The organism is Streptomyces globosus (assembly GCF_003325375.1).
Lineage (GTDB): Bacteria > Actinomycetota > Actinomycetes > Streptomycetales > Streptomycetaceae > Streptomyces > Streptomyces globosus_A.
The window spans coordinates 269641-289708 of sequence record NZ_CP030864.1 but is presented as its reverse complement, the minus strand read 5'-3'; the positions used below and the strand labels follow the sequence as shown (position 1 = coordinate 289708).

The 20068-nt window shown below is 74.6% G+C and carries 16 protein-coding genes; 9 read left to right on the top strand and 7 right to left on the bottom strand.

The genetic code is table 11. The features are described 5' to 3' along the window. The first annotated feature begins 144 nt into the window (after window positions 1–144). Window positions 145–1596 (top strand): peptidoglycan DD-metalloendopeptidase family protein, encoded by a 1452-nt coding sequence (locus C0216_RS32120; protein WP_162793373.1) that lies wholly within the window; start codon window positions 145–147, stop codon window positions 1594–1596. Window positions 1597–1740: 144 nt separating this feature from the next. Here C0216_RS32120 and C0216_RS32115 read toward each other — a convergent pair whose 3' ends face one another. From C0216_RS32115 to C0216_RS32095, 5 genes are all read right to left on the bottom strand, one after another. Continuing rightward, entirely contained in the window at window positions 1741–2748 is a 1008-nt protein-coding gene (locus C0216_RS32115; RefSeq protein WP_114059491.1) for an ATP-grasp domain-containing protein, read from the bottom strand. 68 nt (window positions 2749–2816) lie between these two features. Continuing rightward, a complete protein-coding gene (locus tag C0216_RS32110) occupies window positions 2817–4064 on the bottom strand; it encodes an ATP-grasp domain-containing protein (RefSeq protein ID WP_114059294.1) in 1248 nt (415 codons plus the stop codon). Continuing rightward, entirely contained in the window at window positions 4057–5271 is a 1215-nt protein-coding gene (locus C0216_RS32105) for an MFS transporter (protein ID WP_162793372.1), read from the bottom strand. The genes C0216_RS32110 and C0216_RS32105 overlap by 8 nt, the downstream gene beginning before the upstream one ends. Then, window positions 5268–6458: an ATP-grasp domain-containing protein gene (locus tag C0216_RS32100; protein ID WP_114059292.1), complete on the bottom strand. Its 1191-nt coding sequence runs from the start codon at window positions 6456–6458 to the stop codon at window positions 5268–5270. The genes C0216_RS32105 and C0216_RS32100 overlap by 4 nt, the downstream gene beginning before the upstream one ends. Window positions 6459–6502: 44 nt before the next feature. Continuing rightward, window positions 6503–7564 carry a pyridoxal-phosphate dependent enzyme gene (locus C0216_RS32095; RefSeq protein ID WP_246043008.1) on the bottom strand — a complete coding sequence of 354 codons (1062 nt, stop codon included), beginning with the start codon at window positions 7562–7564 and terminating at the stop codon, window positions 6503–6505. A gap of 175 nt (window positions 7565–7739) precedes the next feature. On the opposite strand from C0216_RS32095, the gene C0216_RS32090 reads away from it, so the two are divergent. The 4 genes from C0216_RS32090 (at window position 7740) to C0216_RS33730 (ending at window position 11810) form a co-directional block, all read left to right on the top strand. Continuing rightward, a complete protein-coding gene (locus C0216_RS32090; RefSeq protein ID WP_162793371.1) occupies window positions 7740–9482 on the top strand; it encodes a non-ribosomal peptide synthetase in 1743 nt (580 codons plus the stop codon). 76 nt (window positions 9483–9558) lie between these two features. Then, window positions 9559–10311 (top strand): thioesterase II family protein, encoded by a 753-nt coding sequence (locus tag C0216_RS32085; RefSeq protein WP_114059289.1) that lies wholly within the window; start codon window positions 9559–9561, stop codon window positions 10309–10311. Continuing rightward, on the top strand, window positions 10308–11531 hold the full coding sequence (locus C0216_RS32080) for a cytochrome P450 (RefSeq protein ID WP_114059288.1): 1224 nt from the start codon (window positions 10308–10310) through the stop codon (window positions 11529–11531). Before C0216_RS32085 ends, C0216_RS32080 begins: the two co-directional genes overlap by 4 nt. Window positions 11532–11663: 132 nt before the next feature. Next, on the top strand, window positions 11664–11810 hold the full coding sequence (locus tag C0216_RS33730; protein ID WP_162793370.1) for a hypothetical protein: 147 nt from the start codon (window positions 11664–11666) through the stop codon (window positions 11808–11810). A gap of 27 nt (window positions 11811–11837) precedes the next feature. On the opposite strand, the gene C0216_RS32075 is transcribed toward C0216_RS33730, so the two are convergent. After that, window positions 11838–14885 carry an AfsR/SARP family transcriptional regulator gene (locus tag C0216_RS32075; RefSeq protein ID WP_114059287.1) on the bottom strand — a complete coding sequence of 1016 codons (3048 nt, stop codon included), beginning with the start codon at window positions 14883–14885 and terminating at the stop codon, window positions 11838–11840. A gap of 209 nt (window positions 14886–15094) precedes the next feature. Continuing rightward, window positions 15095–16024, bottom strand: coding sequence for an MBL fold metallo-hydrolase (locus C0216_RS32070; RefSeq protein ID WP_114059286.1), 930 nt, complete (start codon window positions 16022–16024; stop codon window positions 15095–15097). A 350-nt stretch (window positions 16025–16374) separates the two neighbouring features. Between C0216_RS32070 and C0216_RS32065 the strand changes: the two genes are divergently transcribed. The 4 genes from C0216_RS32065 (at window position 16375) to C0216_RS32045 (ending at window position 20042) form a co-directional block, all read left to right on the top strand. Then, on the top strand, window positions 16375–17973 hold the full coding sequence (locus tag C0216_RS32065) for an acyl-CoA carboxylase subunit beta (RefSeq protein WP_162793369.1): 1599 nt from the start codon (window positions 16375–16377) through the stop codon (window positions 17971–17973). Next, a complete protein-coding gene (locus tag C0216_RS32060; protein ID WP_114059285.1) occupies window positions 17970–18194 on the top strand; it encodes an acyl-CoA carboxylase epsilon subunit in 225 nt (74 codons plus the stop codon). The genes C0216_RS32065 and C0216_RS32060 overlap by 4 nt, the downstream gene beginning before the upstream one ends. A gap of 683 nt (window positions 18195–18877) precedes the next feature. Then, the gene (locus tag C0216_RS32050; RefSeq protein WP_114059283.1) at window positions 18878–19159 is read left to right on the top strand and encodes an acyl carrier protein; all 282 of its coding nucleotides are present in this window, start codon (window positions 18878–18880) and stop codon (window positions 19157–19159) included. After that, window positions 19143–20042 carry a thioesterase domain-containing protein gene (locus C0216_RS32045; protein ID WP_114059282.1) on the top strand — a complete coding sequence of 300 codons (900 nt, stop codon included), beginning with the start codon at window positions 19143–19145 and terminating at the stop codon, window positions 20040–20042. Before C0216_RS32050 ends, C0216_RS32045 begins: the two co-directional genes overlap by 17 nt. The last annotated feature ends 26 nt before the right edge of the window (window positions 20043–20068 follow it).

The following is a 20068-nucleotide window of genomic DNA, read 5'->3' as shown; positions in this document are numbered from 1 at the left end:
CTTCCTGCACCGCCCCCGCGCCGGCCGCACCGCGGCCGCAGCGCGCCCGCCGCCGCGCCACTGTGCGGCGCGGCGGCCCCCGACCTCCCCTTCTCTCGGCCCCCGGCCGGTTTGGACGACGACACCGAAATGATCAAGAAGTTCATGACCAGGCGAGTCCGCATCGCGACCGGTCTGCTCTGCGCGACCATCGCCGCCACCACCCTCAGCGTCAGCGGCGCCAACGCCGTCGAGGACACCCACTTCCACGGCGACCTCGACGAGCTGACCGTCTCCGAGATGGGCCTGCCGGCCGGCTACGACATCGGCCCGATGTCCACCTTCGCCTCGGCCGAACGGCCGCACTTCCAGATGCCGTTCAAGTGCAACGAGTCCTGGACCGGCCGCTCCCGCTCCGGCCACAGCCCCTCGTACTACGCCCTCGACTTCACCCAGGGCGGCTCCACGTACGGCTCCCCGGTCGTGGCGAGCGCCGCCGGCAAGGCGACGGTGCGCGACCTCGGCGGCCGCAGCTACGGCAAGTACGTCGTCATCGACCACGGCGGCGGCTGGAGCACGGTCTACGCCCACCTGAGCAGCTTCAGCGTCTCGGACGGCGCCTCCGTCAAGGCCGGCCAGCAGATCGGCGCCGTCGGCAGCACGGGCAACTCCACCGGCGCCCACCTGCACTACGAGCAGCGCCTGAACCGCACCGACCAGCGGCCCACGTTCAACGGCGCCGCGTTCTACCCGGACAGGACGCAGACCAGCAAGAACTGCGGCACCACGACCGAGGAGCCGCCGGTCATCCCGGCTCCGCCGGGCGACCCGACCGACAAGGGCATGAACGACCTGGCGTCCGCCGACCTCAACGGCGACAACGTCCTCGACATCGTCGCGGTGGAGAACTCCACGGGCAAGCTGTGGATGTACAAGGGCAACGGCAACGGCACGATCGCCGGCGGCTCGTCCCGTGTGCTGCTCGGCTCCGGCGGCTGGAACGGCATGTCGAACCTGACGGGCGGCGACTTCAACAAGGACGGCAAGGACGACCTGGTCGCCGTCGAGGAGTCCACCGGCAAGCTGTGGCTCTACAAGGGCAGGGACAACTCGACGATCTCGGGCGGCTCCGAGCGCGTGCTGATCGGCTCCGGCGGCTGGAACGGCATGTCGAACCTGACCGCGCTGAACCTCAACGGCGACAGCGTCGCGGACCTCGCGGCGGTCGAGAAGTCGACGGGCAAGCTGTACCTCTACCCGGGCACCGGCTCCGGCCTCGGCGCCCGCAAGGAGATCGGCTCCGGCGGCTGGAACGGCATGACGAACCTGACCGGCATGGACCTGAACAACAGCGGCCGCCAGGACCTCGTCGCGGTCGAGAAGTCGACGGGCAAGCTGTTCCTCTACCCGGGAGACCGCGGGTACCTGAGCCCGCGCATCATGATCGGCTCGGGTGGCTGGAACGGCATGTCCGACCTGATCGGCGGCGACCTGTTCAACAACAGCCCGTCGGACGACCTGATCGCGGTCCAGAACTCCACCGGCAAGCTCTTCCTCTACCCGGGCACCGGCTCCGGCCTCGGCGCCCGCAAGGAGATCGGCTCGGCCGGCTGGTAGTCCGCGGCGGTCCGGCACGGACCGCCGCGGACCGCACCGACCGCACGCACGGCACGACGGTGAGCACCGTCGTATGAGGACCGCATGGGAAGCGGCCCGCCCCCGGGAACGGGGCGGGCCGCTTCCGCGCGTACGCGCCCCCGGTCAGCGCAGCCTGCCGGCGGAGCGGAGGGACTCCAGCACGGCGTTGACCGCCGCGGACGAGGTGTCCTCGCCGGTGGCGAGCGTGTGGTAGCTGAGTCCGCCGGGGTTCACCATGTTCACCTCGATGACGTACGGGTACGCCATGTCGATGCCCGAGTAGAAGATGCCGAGGTCCATCATCCGCTTGCCCAGGAGACGGACGAAGTCCTCCTCCTGCGGGGTCAGCTCCAGTGCCTCGAAGCGGGCGCCGAGGGTGGCGTTGGAGCGGTGGTCGTGCTCCGGGTGGAAGCGCAGGAAGCCCGAGACAGGGGTGTCGCCCGCGATGATGACGCGCTTCTCGTTGGTGCGGACGTGGGGGACGTACTCCTGGGCGACGGTGTGCCGCTTGGCCATGCCGATGATCTCGCGGCCGTAGCGGCCGTTCCGGGACGCGGCGTTGCCGGTGGCCGAGCCGAGCAGCGCGGAGCGGTTGCGGTCGAGCTTGTTGACGACGAAGACGTCGGCGCCGCAGCCGTCGCTGGTCGGCTTGACCACCCAGGAGCGGTCGGCGTCGGACTCCACGAGCGCGTTCAGGAAGTCGAAGTCGTTGGAGACGTACGAGGCGGGCAGGTGCTCGGCGGGGACGACCGCCCCCAGGTTGATCTTCGTGTTGAGGAAGAACAGCGCGGAGGCGTCGTTGACGAACGGGACGCGCTGGTTCAGCAGCCACAGCAGGCGGAAGGAGTCGTCTCCGGCCTCCGGGTGGGTGCCGGCGAGCACCCACACCAGGTCGAAGTCCTCCGCGGAGGCGTAGGGCTCGCTCAGCGACGGGAAGTCGCCGCCGGCGATGAACTCCTCGGAGAGCCGCACCCGGTCGCAGACGACGACGGAGTCGTGCACGTTCAGCGTGTCGATGTCGCCGACGTGCACCTCGTGGCCCTCGCGGTGGAGGGCGCTCGGGATGATCGAGTGGTTGTCGAGCTCGAACTTCGAGGCCTGGGAGACCAGGACGAGGATCTTGTACGGCACGGACGGCACCTCTTCTTCGGAAGGACGGGACGGCGGCGGGGCGGGGCGGCCGGGCGGCGGCGGGCGGGTCAGGCGGCGGTCAGGGTGCGGACGGCGCGGGCGAGGTTGGCCTCCAGCTCCTCGCGGGTGTCGCCGGTGGCGACCACGAAGCCGTGCCGGTCGCCCGACGCGGCCACCGGCGGCGGCAGTTCCCCGGCGGGAACGCTGATCTCCACCTCGGCGACCCCGGGCAGCGAGGCGACGAGCGCGGTGCCCGTCCCGTGCGGCGGCACGGGCACGCTCCGGTCGAAGGTGACGTACCGGATGCCCGCGACGCGGCGGCGGGCGGCGCGCGCCGGCTCCGGCAGCCCGAAGACGGCGAGCATCATCTGCGCGAAGACGTCCTCGCCGAGCGCGAGGCCCAGCATGTCGCTGATCCGGTCGCCGCCGGGCCGGCCGTGCGACTCGATCAGGCGGGGGCCGGCCGCGGTCAGCATGACCTCGGTGTGGGAGGGCCCGTAGCGCAGCCCGGCCGCGTCGAGGGTGGCGGTGACGACGGCGGTGACGGCGGCCTCGTCGGCGGGGTCCAGGGCCACGGGCAGGACGTGGCCGGTCTCGACGAAGTGGGGGGCGCCCGTGGTCGCCTTCTCGGTGACGGCCAGGACGCGGTGCCCGGCGGGGGTGCTCACGGCCTCGACGCTGTACTCGGCGCCCTCCAGGAACTCCTCGACGACGTACTGCGCGGTGAACTCCAGTGCCGCCAGGTGCGCTTCGGCCTCCTCGGGCGTGGTGAGGAGGCGGACGCCGGAGCTGCCGGTGCCCGCGACGGGCTTGATGACGCAGGGGAAGCCGATGCGGGCGGCGGCGGCACGGGCCTGTTCGCGGTCGGAGCAGACCTCGTACGCCACCGGTACGCCGGCCCGGTCGCCGACGACGGCCCGCAGCCGGGCCTTGTCCCGGAAGGCCTCCAGCGCCTCGGGCGGGTTGCCGGGCCAGCCCAGCTCCCGGTTCACGGCGGCAGCGGTGCCGGCGCCGGCCTCGCCGAACCCGAACACGGAGGCGGGTCCGGCCGGGGCGAGCGCGCGCAGCCGGCGTACGAGGTCGGCGGGGTCGGTGATCCACGGGGTGCGCAGGACGGTGCAGGGCAGGCCGTCGGGGACGGGGACCGGCGAGGAGGGGTCGGCGGCGACGACGACGGACAGCCCGAGCCGCTGCGCGGCGGCGATGACGAGGTCACGCGGGTTGAGCAGGACGGCGGTGGGCCGCGGCTCGGGAAGGCCGGGCAGGTCGGACCGGTCGGGCCGGTCGGCGGCGGTGGGGTCGGGCAGGTCAGGCATGCTGCATCCGCGCTTTCGGGAGGAGGAGTGAGGAGGCGGCCGCGGCGACGGACACCGCGACGATCACCAGCCAGATGCCGGTGCCGGTGTGCAGCGTCTGGAGGAGGAAGCCGCCGAGGCTGGAGCCGAGCAGGCTGCCGACGGCGCCGGCGGCGCTCATCGCGCCGAGGGCGAGCCCGGTCCGGCCGAGCGGTCCGGCCTGGACGGCCTGCTCGTCGAGGCTGGGGGCGATGAGCATCTCGGCGAGCGTCACCGGCAGGACGAACGCCAGCAGCGCGGACCAGCCGGCGAGCGGGATGAGGAGCGCGTACGCGGCGGCGAAGGCGAGGAACCCGACGACGAGCAGGGTGCGGGCGGCGGCCTGCCGGAACACGTGGCGCAGGAGCGTGTACTGGAGGAGGACGACGAGGAGGCCGTTGACGGTGAAGACGACGGAGATGGCGGCGGTGCTGCCGGTCATCTCCTTGGCGCTGATCGGCAGGATGACGTTGAGCTGGCTGTAGAGGGCCCAGAAGGCGACGCCGACCAGGCAGAGCGGGACCCACTGGCGCACGGCCCGGCGCCGGGCGGCGGGGTCCGCGGCCGCAGGCGCCGCCCCGGCGGCGCCCGCCGGGGCGCCGTCCGGCTGCGGCGGCGAGGCCGCCGACGGGGCGGCGGCCGCGGGGCGGAGGGTGAGCCGGATGCCGAGGAGCAGGTGGGAGAGGATGCAGGCGGCGAGGATCCAGCCGAAGCCGAGCGGGTAGACGAGCGCGCCGAGTGCGGGGCCGGCGATGACGCCGACGTTCACGAACGTGGAGCGCAGGGCGAGCATGTCGCGGGCGGGGACGCCGTCCTCGGCGACGAGCCGGGTCTTGACGGCCAGGCCCAGCAGCGAGCCGCCGATGCCGATGGCGGCGATCCCGGCGACGGCGGTCGCGGAGGCGGTCCCGGCGCCCAGGAGGGCGTATCCGGCGATGCGCAGGCCGAAGCCGGAGGCGAGGACGGCGCGGGTGCCGAAGCGGTCGACGACGAGCCCGCACACCAGGGAGAAGCCCTGGCTGCAGAAGGCCAGCAGGCCGACGAGGAAGCCGGTGCGGCCGGCGGGCACGCCCTCCGAGGAGAGGTGGACGGCGAGCAGCGGGAGGAACATGAAGGTGGTCAGGCCGGTGAGGAGGACGGTGACCAGGAGGGCGCGGCCGGTCGGCGAGGTCTGCCGCCAGGTGTTCACGGGGCCGGCACCTCCGTGTCCCGGACCCGGTCCATGAGCCATGCCTCGGTTTCCAGGAGCCGCTGTTCGACCTGGGCGGCGTCGGCGCCCTCCACGATCGCGAAGCACAGGTAGGAGGTGCTGTTCTGGGCGACTGCGCCGGCGGCGAGGTTCTCGTTGGTTTCGTAGTGGCGCACCCAGGGGAACGGCGGCCGTTCGGGCGCGGCGACGGGCCGGCCCTGCGGGAGGATCGACACGGAGCCGTGGACGGCGGCGGGGGGCGCGCTGGGCGGCGGGGCGGCGGGCAGGCCGACGGACTGGCGCAGCCAGGCGGTGTGCAGGTCGACGCCGTAGGTGAGGCGGGTGAGGGCGGGGATGCGGTCGCCGCCGACGCGGGAGGCGATCTCGCAGAGGACGAGCTCGTCGTCGGGGGTGTGGAAGACCTCCAGGTGGTAGGCGGCGGTGGCGGGGGTCTCGAAGGCCTCCAGGACGCGGTCGAGGAACTCCTCCAGCCGTCGGGCGAAGGGGTCGCGGACGGGGTGGAGCTGCACGGAGCCGTTGTTGTGCCCGGAGAACACGCCGAGGCAGCTGCGCAGGTAGCGGGAGGCGGCGACGAAGCGGTAGCCGGGGGCGACGACGGCGTCGACGTGGTACATGGGGCCTTCGACGAAGCCCTCGGCCATGAGGTCGTCGCGCCAGGGGCGGCGGCTGAAGGCGAGGAGGGCGTCGTCGTCGTGCAGGACGCTGATGTCGCGGGAGCCGCCCTGTTTGACGGGTTTGACGACGACGGGGTAGCCCTGCTCGGCGATGAAGCCGGTCAGGTCGGTGATGTCGGCGAGCCGCCGGAAGGGGGCGGTGGGGACGGTGCGGCGGGCGGTCTCCTTCATGACGGCCTTGTCGCGGAAGGACAGGGCGCTGGCGGGGCTCTGGCCGGGGAGGCCGAGGTCGGCGCGGATGCGGGCGGCGCGCTCCAGGTCGTACTCGTTGTCGGTGATGACGTGGGCGAGGCCGGTGTCGCGGGCGAGTCCGCGGATGCGCAGCTCCGGGTAGGGGACGGACTCGCAGTCCTCGACGTACTCGTACGAGGCGAGGGCGGCGGTGCCGGTGAGCCGGTGGTGGCTGAAGACGTGGAGCCGGTCGGCCAGTTCGGGGAGCATCGCGGCGTAGTCGTGGCGGGGGCCGTAGTTGATGACGGCGACGTGGGTCATGGTGTGGCCTCGCAGGAGGTGCCGGACGGGGTGGCGGGGGGGGGTCAGGCGTACGCGGGCTGCCGGGCGGCGGCGGGGGTGTAGGGCGGGAGGTCGTCGGTGACGCTGTAGGGCCGCCGGTCCCAGCGCATGGTGCACCAGGGGCCTGCCATCTCGGAGAGGTCGGCGATGGTGCGCGGGTGGTAGGCGGGGTCCTCGGTGAGCGGGCCGTCGGGCGGGAAGACGCGTTCGACGTAGCGGTGGCCGGGGTCGGCGGCGAGGAAGACGATGGGGCTGCCGTCGGGTTCGGCGGCGCGGATGTGGCGGGAGACCTGCCAGCTCGCGCCGGCTGACAGGCCCGCGAAGACGCCGGTGGTGGAGAGCAGGTGGCGGCATCCGGCGGCGGAGACGGAGAAGTCGAGCCAGTGGATGTCGTCGTAGGCGCTGTAGTCGATGTTGTCGAAGCGGATGCCGCTGCCGATGCCGGCGATGATGAACCCGTCGAGGGGGATGGCCTCGGAGCCGAAGGAGCGGCTGCCGAAGGGCTGGATGCCGGCGACGCGGACGCCCGCGGACGCGGCGCGCAGGTAGCGGCTCATCGCGCCGGTGGAGGCGCCGGTGCCGATGCCGCCGACGAGGGTGACGCCGTCGGAGCCGAGCTCCTTGACGACGGTGTGGGCGACGCGCTCGTAGCCGAGGTAGTGGACGTCGTCGTGGTACTGCTGCATCCAGTAGGCGTCGGGGTGCTCGCGCAGGTAGGCGTGGACGAGGCGGACGCGGGTCTCCTGGTCGTGCTGGAGGCCGTCGTCCCCGGAGGACGGCACCTGCGTGTAGGTGGCGCCGAGGTACTTCAGCTGGGTGCGGATCGCGGCGTCGACGGCGACGGAGGCGAAGACGTGTGCCTTGAGGCCGAGTTCGCGGCAGACGAGGGCGAGGGCGTGGCCGTAGATGCCGCTGGAGCTGTCGACGAGGGTCTGGCCGGGGCGGATCACGCCGCGTTCGAGGAGGTCCACGACGGCGGCGCGGACCGAGGTGACCTTCATGACCTCGAACCGCAGGACGTGGATGCCGTTCCCGAGGTCGATGAGGTCGGGCTCCGAGAGCTTCTCGGCGAAAGACTTGTACACCGCGGCTGTCCCTTCCAGTGGTGTCCGTGGGGCCGGGCGGCAGGGGTGTGCGCGGGCCGCCGGCACCGACGAGTCTGGGAGGGGCCGCTCCCGGCGCGTTCCCGGCGGCTTCCCGGCGGGTTCCCGGAACGCGTCGGGAAGGATCCGGGAAGGGCGGCTGCGCAGCATGCGGGCCATGACGAGACATCAGCTTGCCCTCGACGCGGTGATGGAGCACGCCCTGCGCAGCCCCGACGGCCCCGCCGTGGTGTGCGGGGGCTCGGTACTGTCCTACGGCGCCCTGCGGGAGGCGGCGGAGGCCGCCGCCCGGGAGCTGGACGCCGACCCGCGGTCCGCCGGCGCGGACCGGATCGGCATCCTGTCGCACCGGACGGCCGGGGCCGTCGTGTACGCCCTGGCGGCCTGGCTGTCGGGCCGGTCGTTCGTGTTCGCCGACCCGCGGGCGGCGCCGGAGGCGCTGGCGCACATCCGGGAGTCGGCGGGGCTGGGGGTGGTCGTCGATCCGCGCACGGGCGCGTTCGACGCCGCCGCGGAGCCGCCGCCGGTAGGCGCCTCGGCGGGCCGGGAGTGGGTGCGGGACCCCGCGGAGCGGGAGGCGTACGTGCTGTACACCTCGGGCAGCAGCGGCCGCCCCAAGGGCGTGTCGGTCTCGCAGCGGAACCTGGCGGCGTCGAACGCCGCGCGCGTGGAGGTGTACGAGCGGTTCGGCAGGCCCGTGTTCCTGCTGCTGTCGCCGTTCCACTTCGACTCGTCGGTGGCCGGGGTGTGGGGCACGCTCGCCGTGGGCGGGACGCTCGTCGTCGCCGACGAGGAGGAGCGGCGCAACCCGCAGGCGCTGGCCGGGCTGATCGCCGCGTACGGCGTCACCCAGACGCTGACCGTGCCGAGCTTCCACTCCGAGCTGCTGGACACCGCCCGGGAGGATGCGGGCGTCGCGGCCGCGCTGGAGCGGCTGCGGGTGGTGGTGTGCGCCGGGGAGTCCCTCGCCCGGTCCGTCATCGACCGGCACTTCGCGCTGCTGCCCGGTGTGGTGCTGGGCAACGAGTACGGGCCGACGGAGTGCACCGTCTGGTCGACGTACCGCTTCTACACCGAGCCCGCGGACTCCACGATCGGCTTCGCGATCCCGGGGGCGACCGTGCACCTGCTCGACGAGCGGCTGCGCGCCGTGCCGCTGGGCGCGGCCGGGCAGATCGCGGTCAGCGGCCCGACGGTCGCCCGCGGCTACGTCGGTGACGAGGCGCTGACGCGGGCCCGGTTCACCGACGTCGAGACCGGGCCGGGCCGGCTGGAGCGGGTGTACCTGACGGGCGACCTGGGGCGGTGGCTGCCGGAGGGCGGCCTGGAGTTCGTGGGCCGGCTCGACAACGAGGTGAAGATCCGCGGGGTGCGGGTCCACATCGAGGCCGTCGAGGAGGCCATCGCCGCGCATCCGGGCCTGCGGGCGGCGGCCGTCGCCTATGACGCCGAGTCCGCGACCTCGTACGCCTTCGCGGTGCGAGAGCCGGGCGCGGAGGTGGACGCGGCGTCGGTGCGGCGGGTGGTGGAGGAGGCGCTGAGCGCGGCGGTCGTGCCCGACCGGATCGTGTTCCTGCCGTCGCTGCCGCGCTCCGCACACGACAAGATCGACCGGGCGGCGCTGCTGGCGTCGGTACGCCGGCCCGCGCCCGCCGCAGCTGCCCCGGCGCCCGTGGCGGGCGGGCTCGCGGCGCAGATCGCGCGCGCCTGGGAGGAGGTCCTCGGCGTCCCCGTGCGGGGCACCGAGCAGGACACCTTCTTCGACCTCGGCGGGAACTCGCTGTCCGTGCTGCGGCTCTCCCGCGCGCTGGGCCGGATCGCGGGCCGGACGCTGCCGGTCCGGCAGGTGTACCGGTGCGGCACCATCCCCGAGCAGGTCGAACTGCTGTCGCAGCCTTGACCGCGGGCCCCGCCCGGCCCGCCTCCGCACGCCGTCCGTCCGTCCGTACGTCCGCCACGACACCGATGGGTTCCCCATGCCTTCGACCACCAGCTCCATCAGAGAGTTCGCCCCCGGGCACGACGGGCGCCCGGCCGTCCTGTGCTTCCCCCACGCGGGCGGCTGCGCCTCCTTCTTCCGCTCCTGGCAGGGCCTGCTGCCCGGGGCCCGCGTCCACGCCGTGCAGTACCCGGGCCGCGAGGACCGCATCACGCAGGACCATCCCGAGTCGCTGACCGGGCTGGCGCAGGCCGTCGCCGACGAGGTCCTGGCGAGCGGGGAGGCGTACTCCGTGCTGTTCGGGCACAGCATGGGCGCGTACGTCGCCTTCGAGACGGCCCGGCTGCTGGAGCGGGCCGGCCGGCCGGTGCCCGTCCTGGTGGTGTCGTCGGCGGCGGCGCCCGCGCTGCGCCCGCCGGTGCCGTTCGAGGACACCGCGGACGTCCTCCGCTACCTCGGCCGGTACGAGCCGCTCAGCATCGAACTGCTCCGGGAGGACGAGCTGATGGAGCTGCTGCTGGAGTACATCAAGGCGGACCTGCGGCTCGTCTCCCGCTACGACGGGTACGAGGGCGCCCGGATCTCCTCCCGCCTGGTCGCGGTGGCCGGGGAGGACGACATCCCGGAGATCCGCACGCGGTTCGCCCGGTGGAGCGGGCACACCTCCGGCACGTTCACCCCGCTGGTGCTGCCCGGCGGGCACTTCTACCTGCGGACCGAGCCACCGTTCCCGCTGATCTCCGACGAGCTGGCCCGGTCGGCGGCCGCCGCGGCCCCTTCGGCGCCGTGAGCGCGACGGCGGCGGCGCACGCGCCGCGGACGACGGCGCAGGAGGACACCGCACGCCTCCTCGACGGCGAGACGCACCGCTCCGGCGACCCGTACGCCCTGTGGGCCCGGCTGCGCGAGCAGGAGCCGGTGCTGTGGCACGGGCCGGGCGAGTTCCCCGGCTTCTGGTCGCTGACCCGCTACGACGAGATCGACGAGGTGCTGCGGGACGCGCGGACGTACAGCTCCGCCTCGGGGATCCTGCTGCGGCCGCGCGCCCAGGGCGACGACCCGGGCGGCAACCGGACCCTGGCCCTGTCCGAGCCGGAGCGCCACCGGCGGCTGCGCGGGGCCGTCGCCGGCTGGTTCGCCCCCCGCAACCTGCGCCGGCTGTCGGACGCGCTGGACGCGCAGGCGGAGCGGATCGTCCGGGACGCGGTGGCGGCCGGGCGAACCGACTTCGTGACCGGCATCGCGGCCGTCCTGCCGGTGGAGGTGGTCTGCACGTTCCTCGGGATTCCGGAGCGGGACCGGCCTGACATCGTGGAGTGGACGACGGACGCGTTCTGCGCGGGCACCGCGACGGAGCGGACGCTGGCGCACCTGCAGATCCTCGACTACTTCGGCGAGTTGGCGGAGCGGCGGCGGGCCCAGCCCGGCGACGACCTGGTCAGCGTCCTCGCGGCGGTGCACGTGGACGGCCGGCCGCTGCCTGTCGAGGACGTCGTCCTCAACTGCGACAACCTGCTGGTCGGCGGGACGGAGAACGTACGGCTCGCCATGTCGGGCGGCATGCTGGCGCTGCTGGAGCGGCCCGCGCAGTGGGAGCTGCTGCGCACCGGCTTCGAGGAGGTGGCCGGGACGGCGATCGAGGAGATCCTGCGGTGGACCTCCAGCGCCACGCACCTCGTGCGGCGGGCCGCGCGGGACGCGGTGCTGGGCGGGCGGCAGGTCCGCGAGGGCGACCTCGTGGTGTGCTGGCTGCCGTCCGCGAACCGGGACCCCGCGCACTTCGCCGACCCGGACGCCTTCGACATCCGCCGCACCCCGAACCGGCACTTGGCGCTGGGCGCGGGCCCGCACTACTGCGTGGGCTCGCAGCTGGCGAAGCTGGAGATCCGGGCGGTGCTGCGGGAGTTCGTCCGCCAGGTCCGCGGCGTGGAGCCGGACGGCCCGCCGGAGCGGCTGGACTCGGTCGTGGTGGGCGGGCTGCGGACGCTGCCGCTGCGCCTGACCGGCTGAGGGCGTACGGGCGGCCCGCGCCGCCGCCGCGGCCGGGATCCGGGCGGGAACCCTTCGGGAACGGCCGCGGCCAGCATGGTTCCTGCCGGGCGCCGCGGGGCGCGCCGGCCCCGGCGAGGAGGAGGTTGCGTGATGCGGAGGACGGTGGCCGTCCTGGTGGCGGCGGTGGCGGCGGTGGCAGCGGCGGCTGTCTGCGGGGCGGGCGCCGCCCTCGGGCCGGCGGGCGGCGGCGGGGGCGTGCGTGCGACCGAGATCGGCCCGTCGTTCGTCCGGCCGTAGGGCTGAGCCGCCCTTCTCTGCCTTCGCTCAGGGGACGGTGGCCAGGGCGGCGGGCGCCGGGGCGCCGGTCAGGGCGGCGAACGCGGCGTCCGCCCGGTCGCGGTGGGTGCGGGCCCGGTCCCGGTCGCCGAGCGCCTCGTGGGCGAGGGCCAGGCCGCGCAGGGCTCTGGCGGACTCGATGCGGTAGCCGACGGCGTCGGCGCTGCGGAGGGCCTCGGCGTGGAGCTCCCGAGCCCGTTCGGGGGCGCCGCGCAGCAGGTGGACCCGGCCGAGGACGTTCTCCGCGACCGCCTGCCGCAGCGCGGTGCCGTGCGCCCGGATGAGCTCCAGGGCCCGTTCGGCGTGGTCTCCGGCGAGGACCGTGCGGCCGGTGCGCTGGCAGGCCTCGGCTGCCAGGGCGAGGGTGAGGCCGAGGTTCTCCGGCATGCGGCACTCGCCTGCCAGGTCTATGGCCCGTTCCAGCGCGGCGAGGGCCTCCTGCTCCTCGCCGAGCGCGAGGCGGGCGGCGGCCAGGTCGTTGAGCGCGGACACCTGCTCGCCGGCGGTGCCGGCCCGCCCGGCCAGGGCGACTGCGCGGGCGGCGGCCGCGGCGGCCTCCGCGGGCCGGCCGGTCCAGGTCAGGACCGAGCTCAGGTTGCACAGGGTGTACGCCTCCTGCCGCGGATCGGAGAGCTCCCGGTGCAGGGCGGCCCCGCGCTCCAGGTGGCGGCGGGCCGCGCCGAGGTCGCCGAGGAGGCTCTGCAGCAGGCCGAGCAGGGTGAGGCAGACCGCCTCGCCGGACCGGTCGTCCAGGCCGGCCGCCAGGCCGAGCGCCTCGGTCGCCGCGGTGACGCCTTCGGGGAACCGGCCGAGCTTGCAGTGGGCGACGGCCTGGTTCGACAGGCTGACCCGCAGCACGGCCGGGTCGCCGAGGCGGCGGGCCGCGGCCACCGCGACGGCGGCGGCCCGGCCGAACTCCTCCAGGCTGCTGCGCGCGTTGAGGTGGAAGGCGAGGTTGCGGGCCAGGTGGACGGCGTGCCGGTCGAAGCCGGCCCGCTCCGCGCACTGCGCCGCGGCGAGCAGGGCTCCCTGTTCCCGCTCGAACCAGTCCTCCGCGGCCGCGGCGTCGACCGGGCCCGGGAGGCCGGGCAGGCCGTCCTCCGAGGGCGCGGGCGCGGGCGGTCCCGCGGGGGCGCGGCCGGGGAAGCGGATCCGGCAGGCCTCCTCGGTGGCGGCGAGGAAGTGGTCGAGGACCCGTTGCAGGGCGGCCCGCTCCTGCGGCCGCGGCGGCGCCCCGTGCAGGCTGTGGGTGAAGCTGCGGACCATGTCGTGGAGGGCGTAGCGGCCCATCTCGTACTGGCAGGCGAGGTTCATGTCGAGGAGGTGCTCCAGGACGTCCTCGGCCTCCCGCAGGCCGGTGCCCAGCAGGGCGGCCGCCGAGTGGACGCCCATGTCGCGGCCCGGGTGCAGGCCGAGGAGCCGCAGGGCCTCGCGGTGGGCGGGGGCCATCGCCTCGTAGGACAGCTGGAGGGTCGCCTTGACGCTCTGGTCGCCGGAGCGGAGCTCGTCGATGCGGCGGGCCTCGTCGCCGAGCCGGTCGACGAGGTGGCGGACGGTCCAGCGGGGGCGGCTGCGCAGCCGGGCGCCGGCGATGCGCAGGGCGAGCGGCAGGTGCCCGCACAGGGAGCCGAGTGCGGCGGCGGCGCCGGGTTCGGCGCGTACGCGGTCCGCGCCGAGGACGCGGGTGATCAGGGCGAGGCCGTCGGTCGGCGGCATCGCCGCGACGCTGATCCAGTCGGCGCCGTCGAGCCCGGTCATGCGGGTGCGGCTGGTGACGAGGACCAGGCAGCCGGAGGAGGCCGGGAGCAGCGGCCGTACCTGTGCGGCGTCCGCGGCGTCGTCGAGGACGAGGAGGACCCGGCGGTCGGCGAGGGTGGCCCGCCACAGGGCGGTGCGGCCGTCGAGGTCGTCGGGGATGCGTTCGCCGGGGGTGCCGAGGATGCGCAGCAGGGAGCCGATGACCGCGCCGGGCGGGCGGGGGCTCTCGGCGGAGGAGAAGCCGCGCAGGTCGGCGTAGAGCCGGCCGTCGGGGTAGCCGGGGGCGAGGCGGTGCGCGGCGTGCAGGGCGAGGGCGGTCTTGCCGCTGCCGCCCATGCCGTCGATGCCGAGGACGCGGGCGGCGGCGTCCGGCAGGCCCGGGTCGGGCGGGGCGAGGAGGTGGCGCAGCTCGCGTTCGCGGCCGGTGAAGTCGGGGAGGTCGGGCGGGAGGGTGCAGGGGGCGCCGGCCGGTGCGCGGGGGGTGTCCGGGGGCGGGGCGGCGGGTGGGGCGGCGGGTTCGGGGGCGGCGAGTTCGGGGCTGTCGCGGAGGATCGCCTCGTGGAGGCGGGTGAGCTGGGGGCCGGGGTCGATGCCGAGGTCCTCGACGAGCAGTTCGCGGACCCGGCCGAATTCGGCGAGGGCCTCGGCCTGGCGTCCGGAGCGGTAGAGGGCGAGCATCAGGTGGCCGCGGAGGGTTTCGCGCAGCGGGTGCTCGGCGATCAGTTCGCGCAGGTCGCCGATGAGTTCGCCGCTCTCGCCGAGGGCGAGGCGTAGTTCGACGAGCTGTTCGACGGCGGTCAGGCGGCGTTCCTCGAGGACGGCGGAGGCGGCGGCGATGACGGGGCCGCTGCTGCCGGCGAGGACGGGGCCGCGCCACAGGGCGAGCGCGTCGCGCAGGTGCCCGGCGGCCTCGGCGGGGCGGTGGGCGTCGAGGGCGCCGCGGGCCTGCTGGAGGCGGTGGGTGAAGAGGGTGAGGTCGAGGCGGGCGGGGTCGACGTCGATGCGGTAGCCGGGGCCTTCGGTGGCGATGGCGGTGGCGCCGCCGGGTATGCGCTGGCGCAGGTCGGCGACGGCCTTGCGGACCTGGTGGGCGGCGGTGGTGGGGGGTTCGTCGTCCCAGGCGGCCGCGACGAGGCGGGAGACGGAGACGGTGCGGCCGGGTTCGAGCAGCAGGGTGGCGAGCACCCGCGCGGGGATGGGGCCGCCCAGGCGCAGCCGTTCGTCCCCGGTCCTGACTTCCAGCGGTCCCAGCACTGCGAAGCTGACGTCCCCGCTCACCCGGTCCCTCCTGATCCCCCGCTGCGGGCTCCGGCGGGCGGTCGGCCCGCCCCTCCTTCCGGATGCTAGGGGAGCCGCGGCCGGAACGCGCCGGTCGGACCGGGCGGGGTGGCGCGGCCCTCCAGGGCCTCTCCAGGGCGGCTCCAGCGCAGCTCGGGAGGGGTTCCGGCCGGCGGGGCCGGAGCGCCGGGCGCGGGGCCGGGGAGGGGTCAGGCGGCGCAGGCGGGGCGGCCTCCGCGGTAGAGCGACATCTCCTCGAAGAGGGCGCCGATGTCGAGCGGGGCGCCCGGCTCCCGCCCCTGCTGCTCGGCGTACGCGCGGTGGAGGTTGGGCAGCAGCCGCTCCGGGTCGAGGAGGCCGGCGTACGGGCCCGGCCCGGCGGTCCGGGCGAGTTCCAGCGGGGCCAGGCCGGCGGCCGCGCCGTCGGCGGCGAGGTCCCGTACGTACCGGAAGTAGGCCTGGTTGGCGTCGAGGAGGCCGGGGCCGCCGACGGGGCCGTGGCCGGGGACGACGGTGTCGGCGCCGAGGGCCCGCAGCCGGTCCAGTGCGTCGAGGGAGCCGCTGACGGAGCCCATGGCGCAGAAGGGGGTGACGCCGTTCATGACGAGGTCCCCGGTGAACAGCACGCGCTGGTCGGGGAGCCAGACGACGGTGTCGTCGGTGGTGTGCGCGGCGGGCCCGATGTGGACGATCTCGGCCCGGACGTCCCCCACGTGCAGGGTGGTCCGGTCGCGGAAGGTGAGCTGCGGCGGGGTGATGTCGATGTCGCCCCAGCACACTTCCGGCCACAGGCCGGCCATGTGCTTCCCGGCGGCCAGGACCATGCTGCGGGTGCGTTCGTGGCCGATGACCAGCGCTTCGGGGAAGAGGCAGTTGCCGTAGGTGTGGTCGCCGTGGAAGTGGGTGCTGACGACGGCTCTCGGCGGCCGCGGGGCGAGCCGCAGGGCCGCCGCGCGCAGCCCGCGGGCACGGGCCTCTGTGGCGGCGGTGTCGACGAGGGCGCTGTGCCCGCCGTCGTGGATGACGCCCGCGTTGTTCAGGCACCAGCCGCCGGGCGGCTGGACGTAGGCGTGGACGCCGTCGGCCACCTCGGTGAGGGTGGCGTCGCCGGCCGGATCCCGGTGGTGCGCGCCGTGCACGGCGGGCCTCCTTCCGCTCGGTCGGGGCCGCGCCACCGCGCGCCCCCGTTGCGCCCAAGGTGGCCCGCCGGCCTCGACAGGCACTCGAAACGCCCTGGCGGGAGGGGTGTTCCCGGACCGGAAACCCGCCCCTGCCGGGATACCGGCGGTCCTGCGCCGGGCTGCGGTCGGAATTCGAGCCCGGCTGTAGCGCGCGCTCCCAAGCTGGCTAGTGCTGTGGCCGGGAAGGTTCACCGGGTCACGGCGCCCGGCACGGCGCCTCGCCGCGTTGTCGGACAGCAGACCGTCCCGGTCACAGCACTACGCGACACCGGTCCGCACCCGGTGCCTGATGTGTCGAAAGGGCCCGCATGAGCATCGTCGACGAAAGACCGCTGGAGAACGAGACCATCCGCTACGCCTCCCTGCGCGAGCGGACGGCCGAGCTGGGCGCCATGCGGGCGCTCGCCGAGGCCGGTCCGAGCGAGCGCGCGACCGCCGCGCAGCACGCCAAGGGAAAGCTGACCGCCCGCGAGCGCATCGCGATCCTCTTCGACGAGGGCACGTTCAACGAGGTGGAGGGGCTGCGCCGGCACCGTGCCACCGGCTTCGGCCTGGAGGACAAGCGGCCGCACACGGACGGCGTGGTGACGGGCTGGGGCAAGGTGCACGGCCGGACCGTCTTCGCCTACGCCCACGACTTCCGGATCTTCGGCGGTGCGCTGGGCGAGGCCCACGCCGAGAAGATCCACAAGCTGATGGACCTGGCCGAGGCGGCCGGGGCGCCGATCGTCGGCCTGTGCGACGGGGCGGGCGCCCGCATCCAGGAGGGGGTCACGGCCCTCGCCGGGTACGGCGGCATCTTCCAGCGCAACGTCCGCAACTCCGGTGTGCTGCCCCAGATCTCGGTGGTGCTCGGCCCGTGTGCGGGCGGCGCCGCCTACTCGCCGGCGCTGACGGACTTCGTGTTCATGGTGCGCGGCACCTCGCAGATGTTCATCACCGGCCCGGACGTGGTCCAGGCGGTGACCGGCGAGGCGGTCACGATGGAGCACCTGGGCGGGGCGGACAGCCACGCCGCGGCCTCCGGTGTGGCGGCGTTCGCGTACGACGACGAGCAGAGCTGCCTGGAGGACGTGCGGCACCTGCTGTCGCTGCTGCCGTCGAACAACCGGGAGCTGGCGCCGGCGGGCGACCGGGAGGACCCGTGCGACCGGCGCTGCGAGAGCCTGCTGGACCTGGTCCCGGCGCGGCCGACGCAGGGCTACGACATCCGCGACCTGATCGAGGAGGTCGTCGACCACGGCGACTACTTCGAGGTGCACGGCCAGTGGGCGCAGAACGTGGTGTGCGCGCTGGCGCGGCTCGGCGGGCAGGTCGTGGGGATCGTGGCGAACCAGCCGGCGCACCTGGCGGGCGTGCTGGACATCCAGGCGTCCGAGAAGGCGGCCCGGTTCGTGCAGTTCTGCGACGCGTTCAGCATTCCGCTGGTGACGCTGATCGACGTGCCGGGCTTCCTGCCGGGCGTCGACCAGGAGCACAACGGCATCATCCGGCACGGCGCGAAGCTGCTGTACGCGTACTGCAACGCGACGGTGCCGCGGATCAGCCTGATCCTGCGCAAGGCGTACGGCGGCGCGTACATCGTCATGGACTCGCGGTCGATCGGCGCCGACATCGCGCTGGCGTGGCCGTCGAACGAGATCGCGGTGATGGGCGCGGAGGGCGCGGCGAACGTCATCTTCCGGCGGGAGATCGCCGCCTCCGACAACCCGGAGGAGACCCGCGCGCAGAAGATCAAGGAGTACCAGACCGAGCTGATGCACCCCTACTACGCGGCCGAGCGCGGCCTGGTCGACGACGTGATCGACCCTGCGGAGACGCGCTCCCGGCTGATCGCCGCCCTCGACATGCTGCGGGCCAAGCACCAGCAGCTGCCGAGCCGGAAGCACGGGAACCTGCCCCTGTGAGCGCCGACGGGAGCACCGCGCTGTCGGCGGCGGCGATCCGGATCACCCGGGGGAACCCGACCGCCGAGGAGGTCGCGGCGGTGGCGGTGCTGCTGACCGCCAGGCTGCGGCTGGCGGCCGAGGCGCAGGCCGCGGCCGAGCAGGAGGAGTCGGCGGTGGTGTTCAGGCTGCCGCGGCGCCGGCCGCCGGTGTTCGCGCCGCCGGGCGCCTGGGCGTCGTAGCCGTCCGGCGGGCGGGGGCGGGGCGGGGGCGTGCCCTGCCCCTGCCCTGCGCTGCCCTGCCCTGCGCTGCCTTGCCCTGCGCTGCCCTGCCCCGCGCTGCCCTGCGCTGCCCTGCGCTGCCCGCACCGCGTTTCCGCACCGTCCCCGCGACTGCTCCTGCGGGGTCCCATGAGCGCCCTTCCGGCCACTCCGGAGGGGCGCTCGTCCGTGTGCGGCACACCATCCGAGTGCCCGAAAAGCCCGGCTACTCCCGTTATTCGGGGCGGTTCCTCGACGTGAACTCAACGCCGGGTGGAGGCCCGACAGGCATGTCCCGGACAGCGGCGGGAATTGCTTGCCACACCCTCCGGCACCTGCCTACTGTGCTGGACAAGGACAGGGGCAAGGCACGGGGAAGAACCCGTGGAATTCACGGGATCCGTCTTCTCCGTCTTCTGTTTCCGGACCCGCCCGGGGGGGTGCACCATGTACCGCGCCATTTCCTTCCCCACCGCCGGCGGAATCACCGGCGCAGGGGTCCCGTAATTTCTCCGACGCCTTTTCCCACCGCCGCGCAGCACCTGCCGGCAGTGCGGCGTCAGGACGGCCCGGACGTGCGCCGACCGCGCACGACGGCCATTGCCGGCCCTCGCCCCCCTTTCAGACCGGGTCTTCCGGAATTCACGGACCAGGGAGGAACCAACGTGCTCGTTGTGACGGCGTCAGAAGCCCAGCAGTGGCTTGTCGAGAAGATCGCCCACAAGCTCGGTGTGGAGCAGAGCGAGGTGTCGCCGGAGCTTTACTTCGACGAGCTCGACCTCGACTCCACCGAGGCTCTGATCCTCGCCGGGGAAATGGAGAACTGGCTCGGATTCGAACTCGGCACCACCACCCTGTGGTACCACCCCACCATCAAGGACCTGGCCGCCTTCATCGCGGAGGAGTCCAAGACCCGAGCCGAGGAACGGCATGCGGCTGCGTCCTGACCGGACTCCGGCGCCCGTCCGCCGGCTGAGCACCGCCGCGGCCGGGGCCGACACGGTGTACCTGGTGCACCCCGGCGCGCTGGACGCCGAGGTGCACCGGACGCTCGCCGCGGCGCTGCCGGCCGGGTCGGGGCTCACCGTCCTCGACCTGTCGGCGCTCCCCGAGTACTGGGAGGCCGCGCTGACGGGCGGCCGCGCCGCGACCACCGTCGAGGACCTCGCCGGCCGGCTCGCCGCGGAGCTCCTCGGCGCCCGCGCCGAGGACGCCCGCGCCGGCGGCTCCCCGGCCGGCGGTGCCCGCCCGTACACCCTGGCCGGCTGGTCCTTCGGCGGCGTCGTCGCCCAGGCCCTCGTCGAGCAGCTCCCGGCCGGGCAGCGGCCCCGCCGGCTCGTCCTGCTGGACAGCATCGCCCCCACCGATGCGTACAAGCCGTCCGACGAGGAGCTGGACCCCACCCTGCTCCTCGGCTGGTTCGCCCTGTACCTCGGGGCGAAGCGCGGCCTGCCGGTGGCCCCGGACCCGGAGCGGCTCGCCGGCGCGGACGTCGACCGCGGCCTGGAGGCCGTCCTGGACGCCGCCGTCGCCGCCGGCGCCCTGAAGGCCGGCACCCCGGTGTTCGGGCTCCGCAAGCTGTACGACACGTATGTGGACGGGCTGCTGCGCAACAACCGGCTCACCACCCCGTACGAGGCCGTGCCGTCGAGCGTGCCGCTGGTCCTCGTCACGGCCGAGGGCAGCCTGATCCCCGACGACCCGACGCTCGGCTGGGAGCCGCTGGCCCCCCGCGGGCTCACCCTGCACCGCAGCCCCGGCGACCACTACACCATGCTCAGCCGCCCGGACGCCGCCGCCCTGATCGCGCAGCTGGTGCACGCCGCCTGACCGCCGCCCGCTCCTGGCAGGCCCTT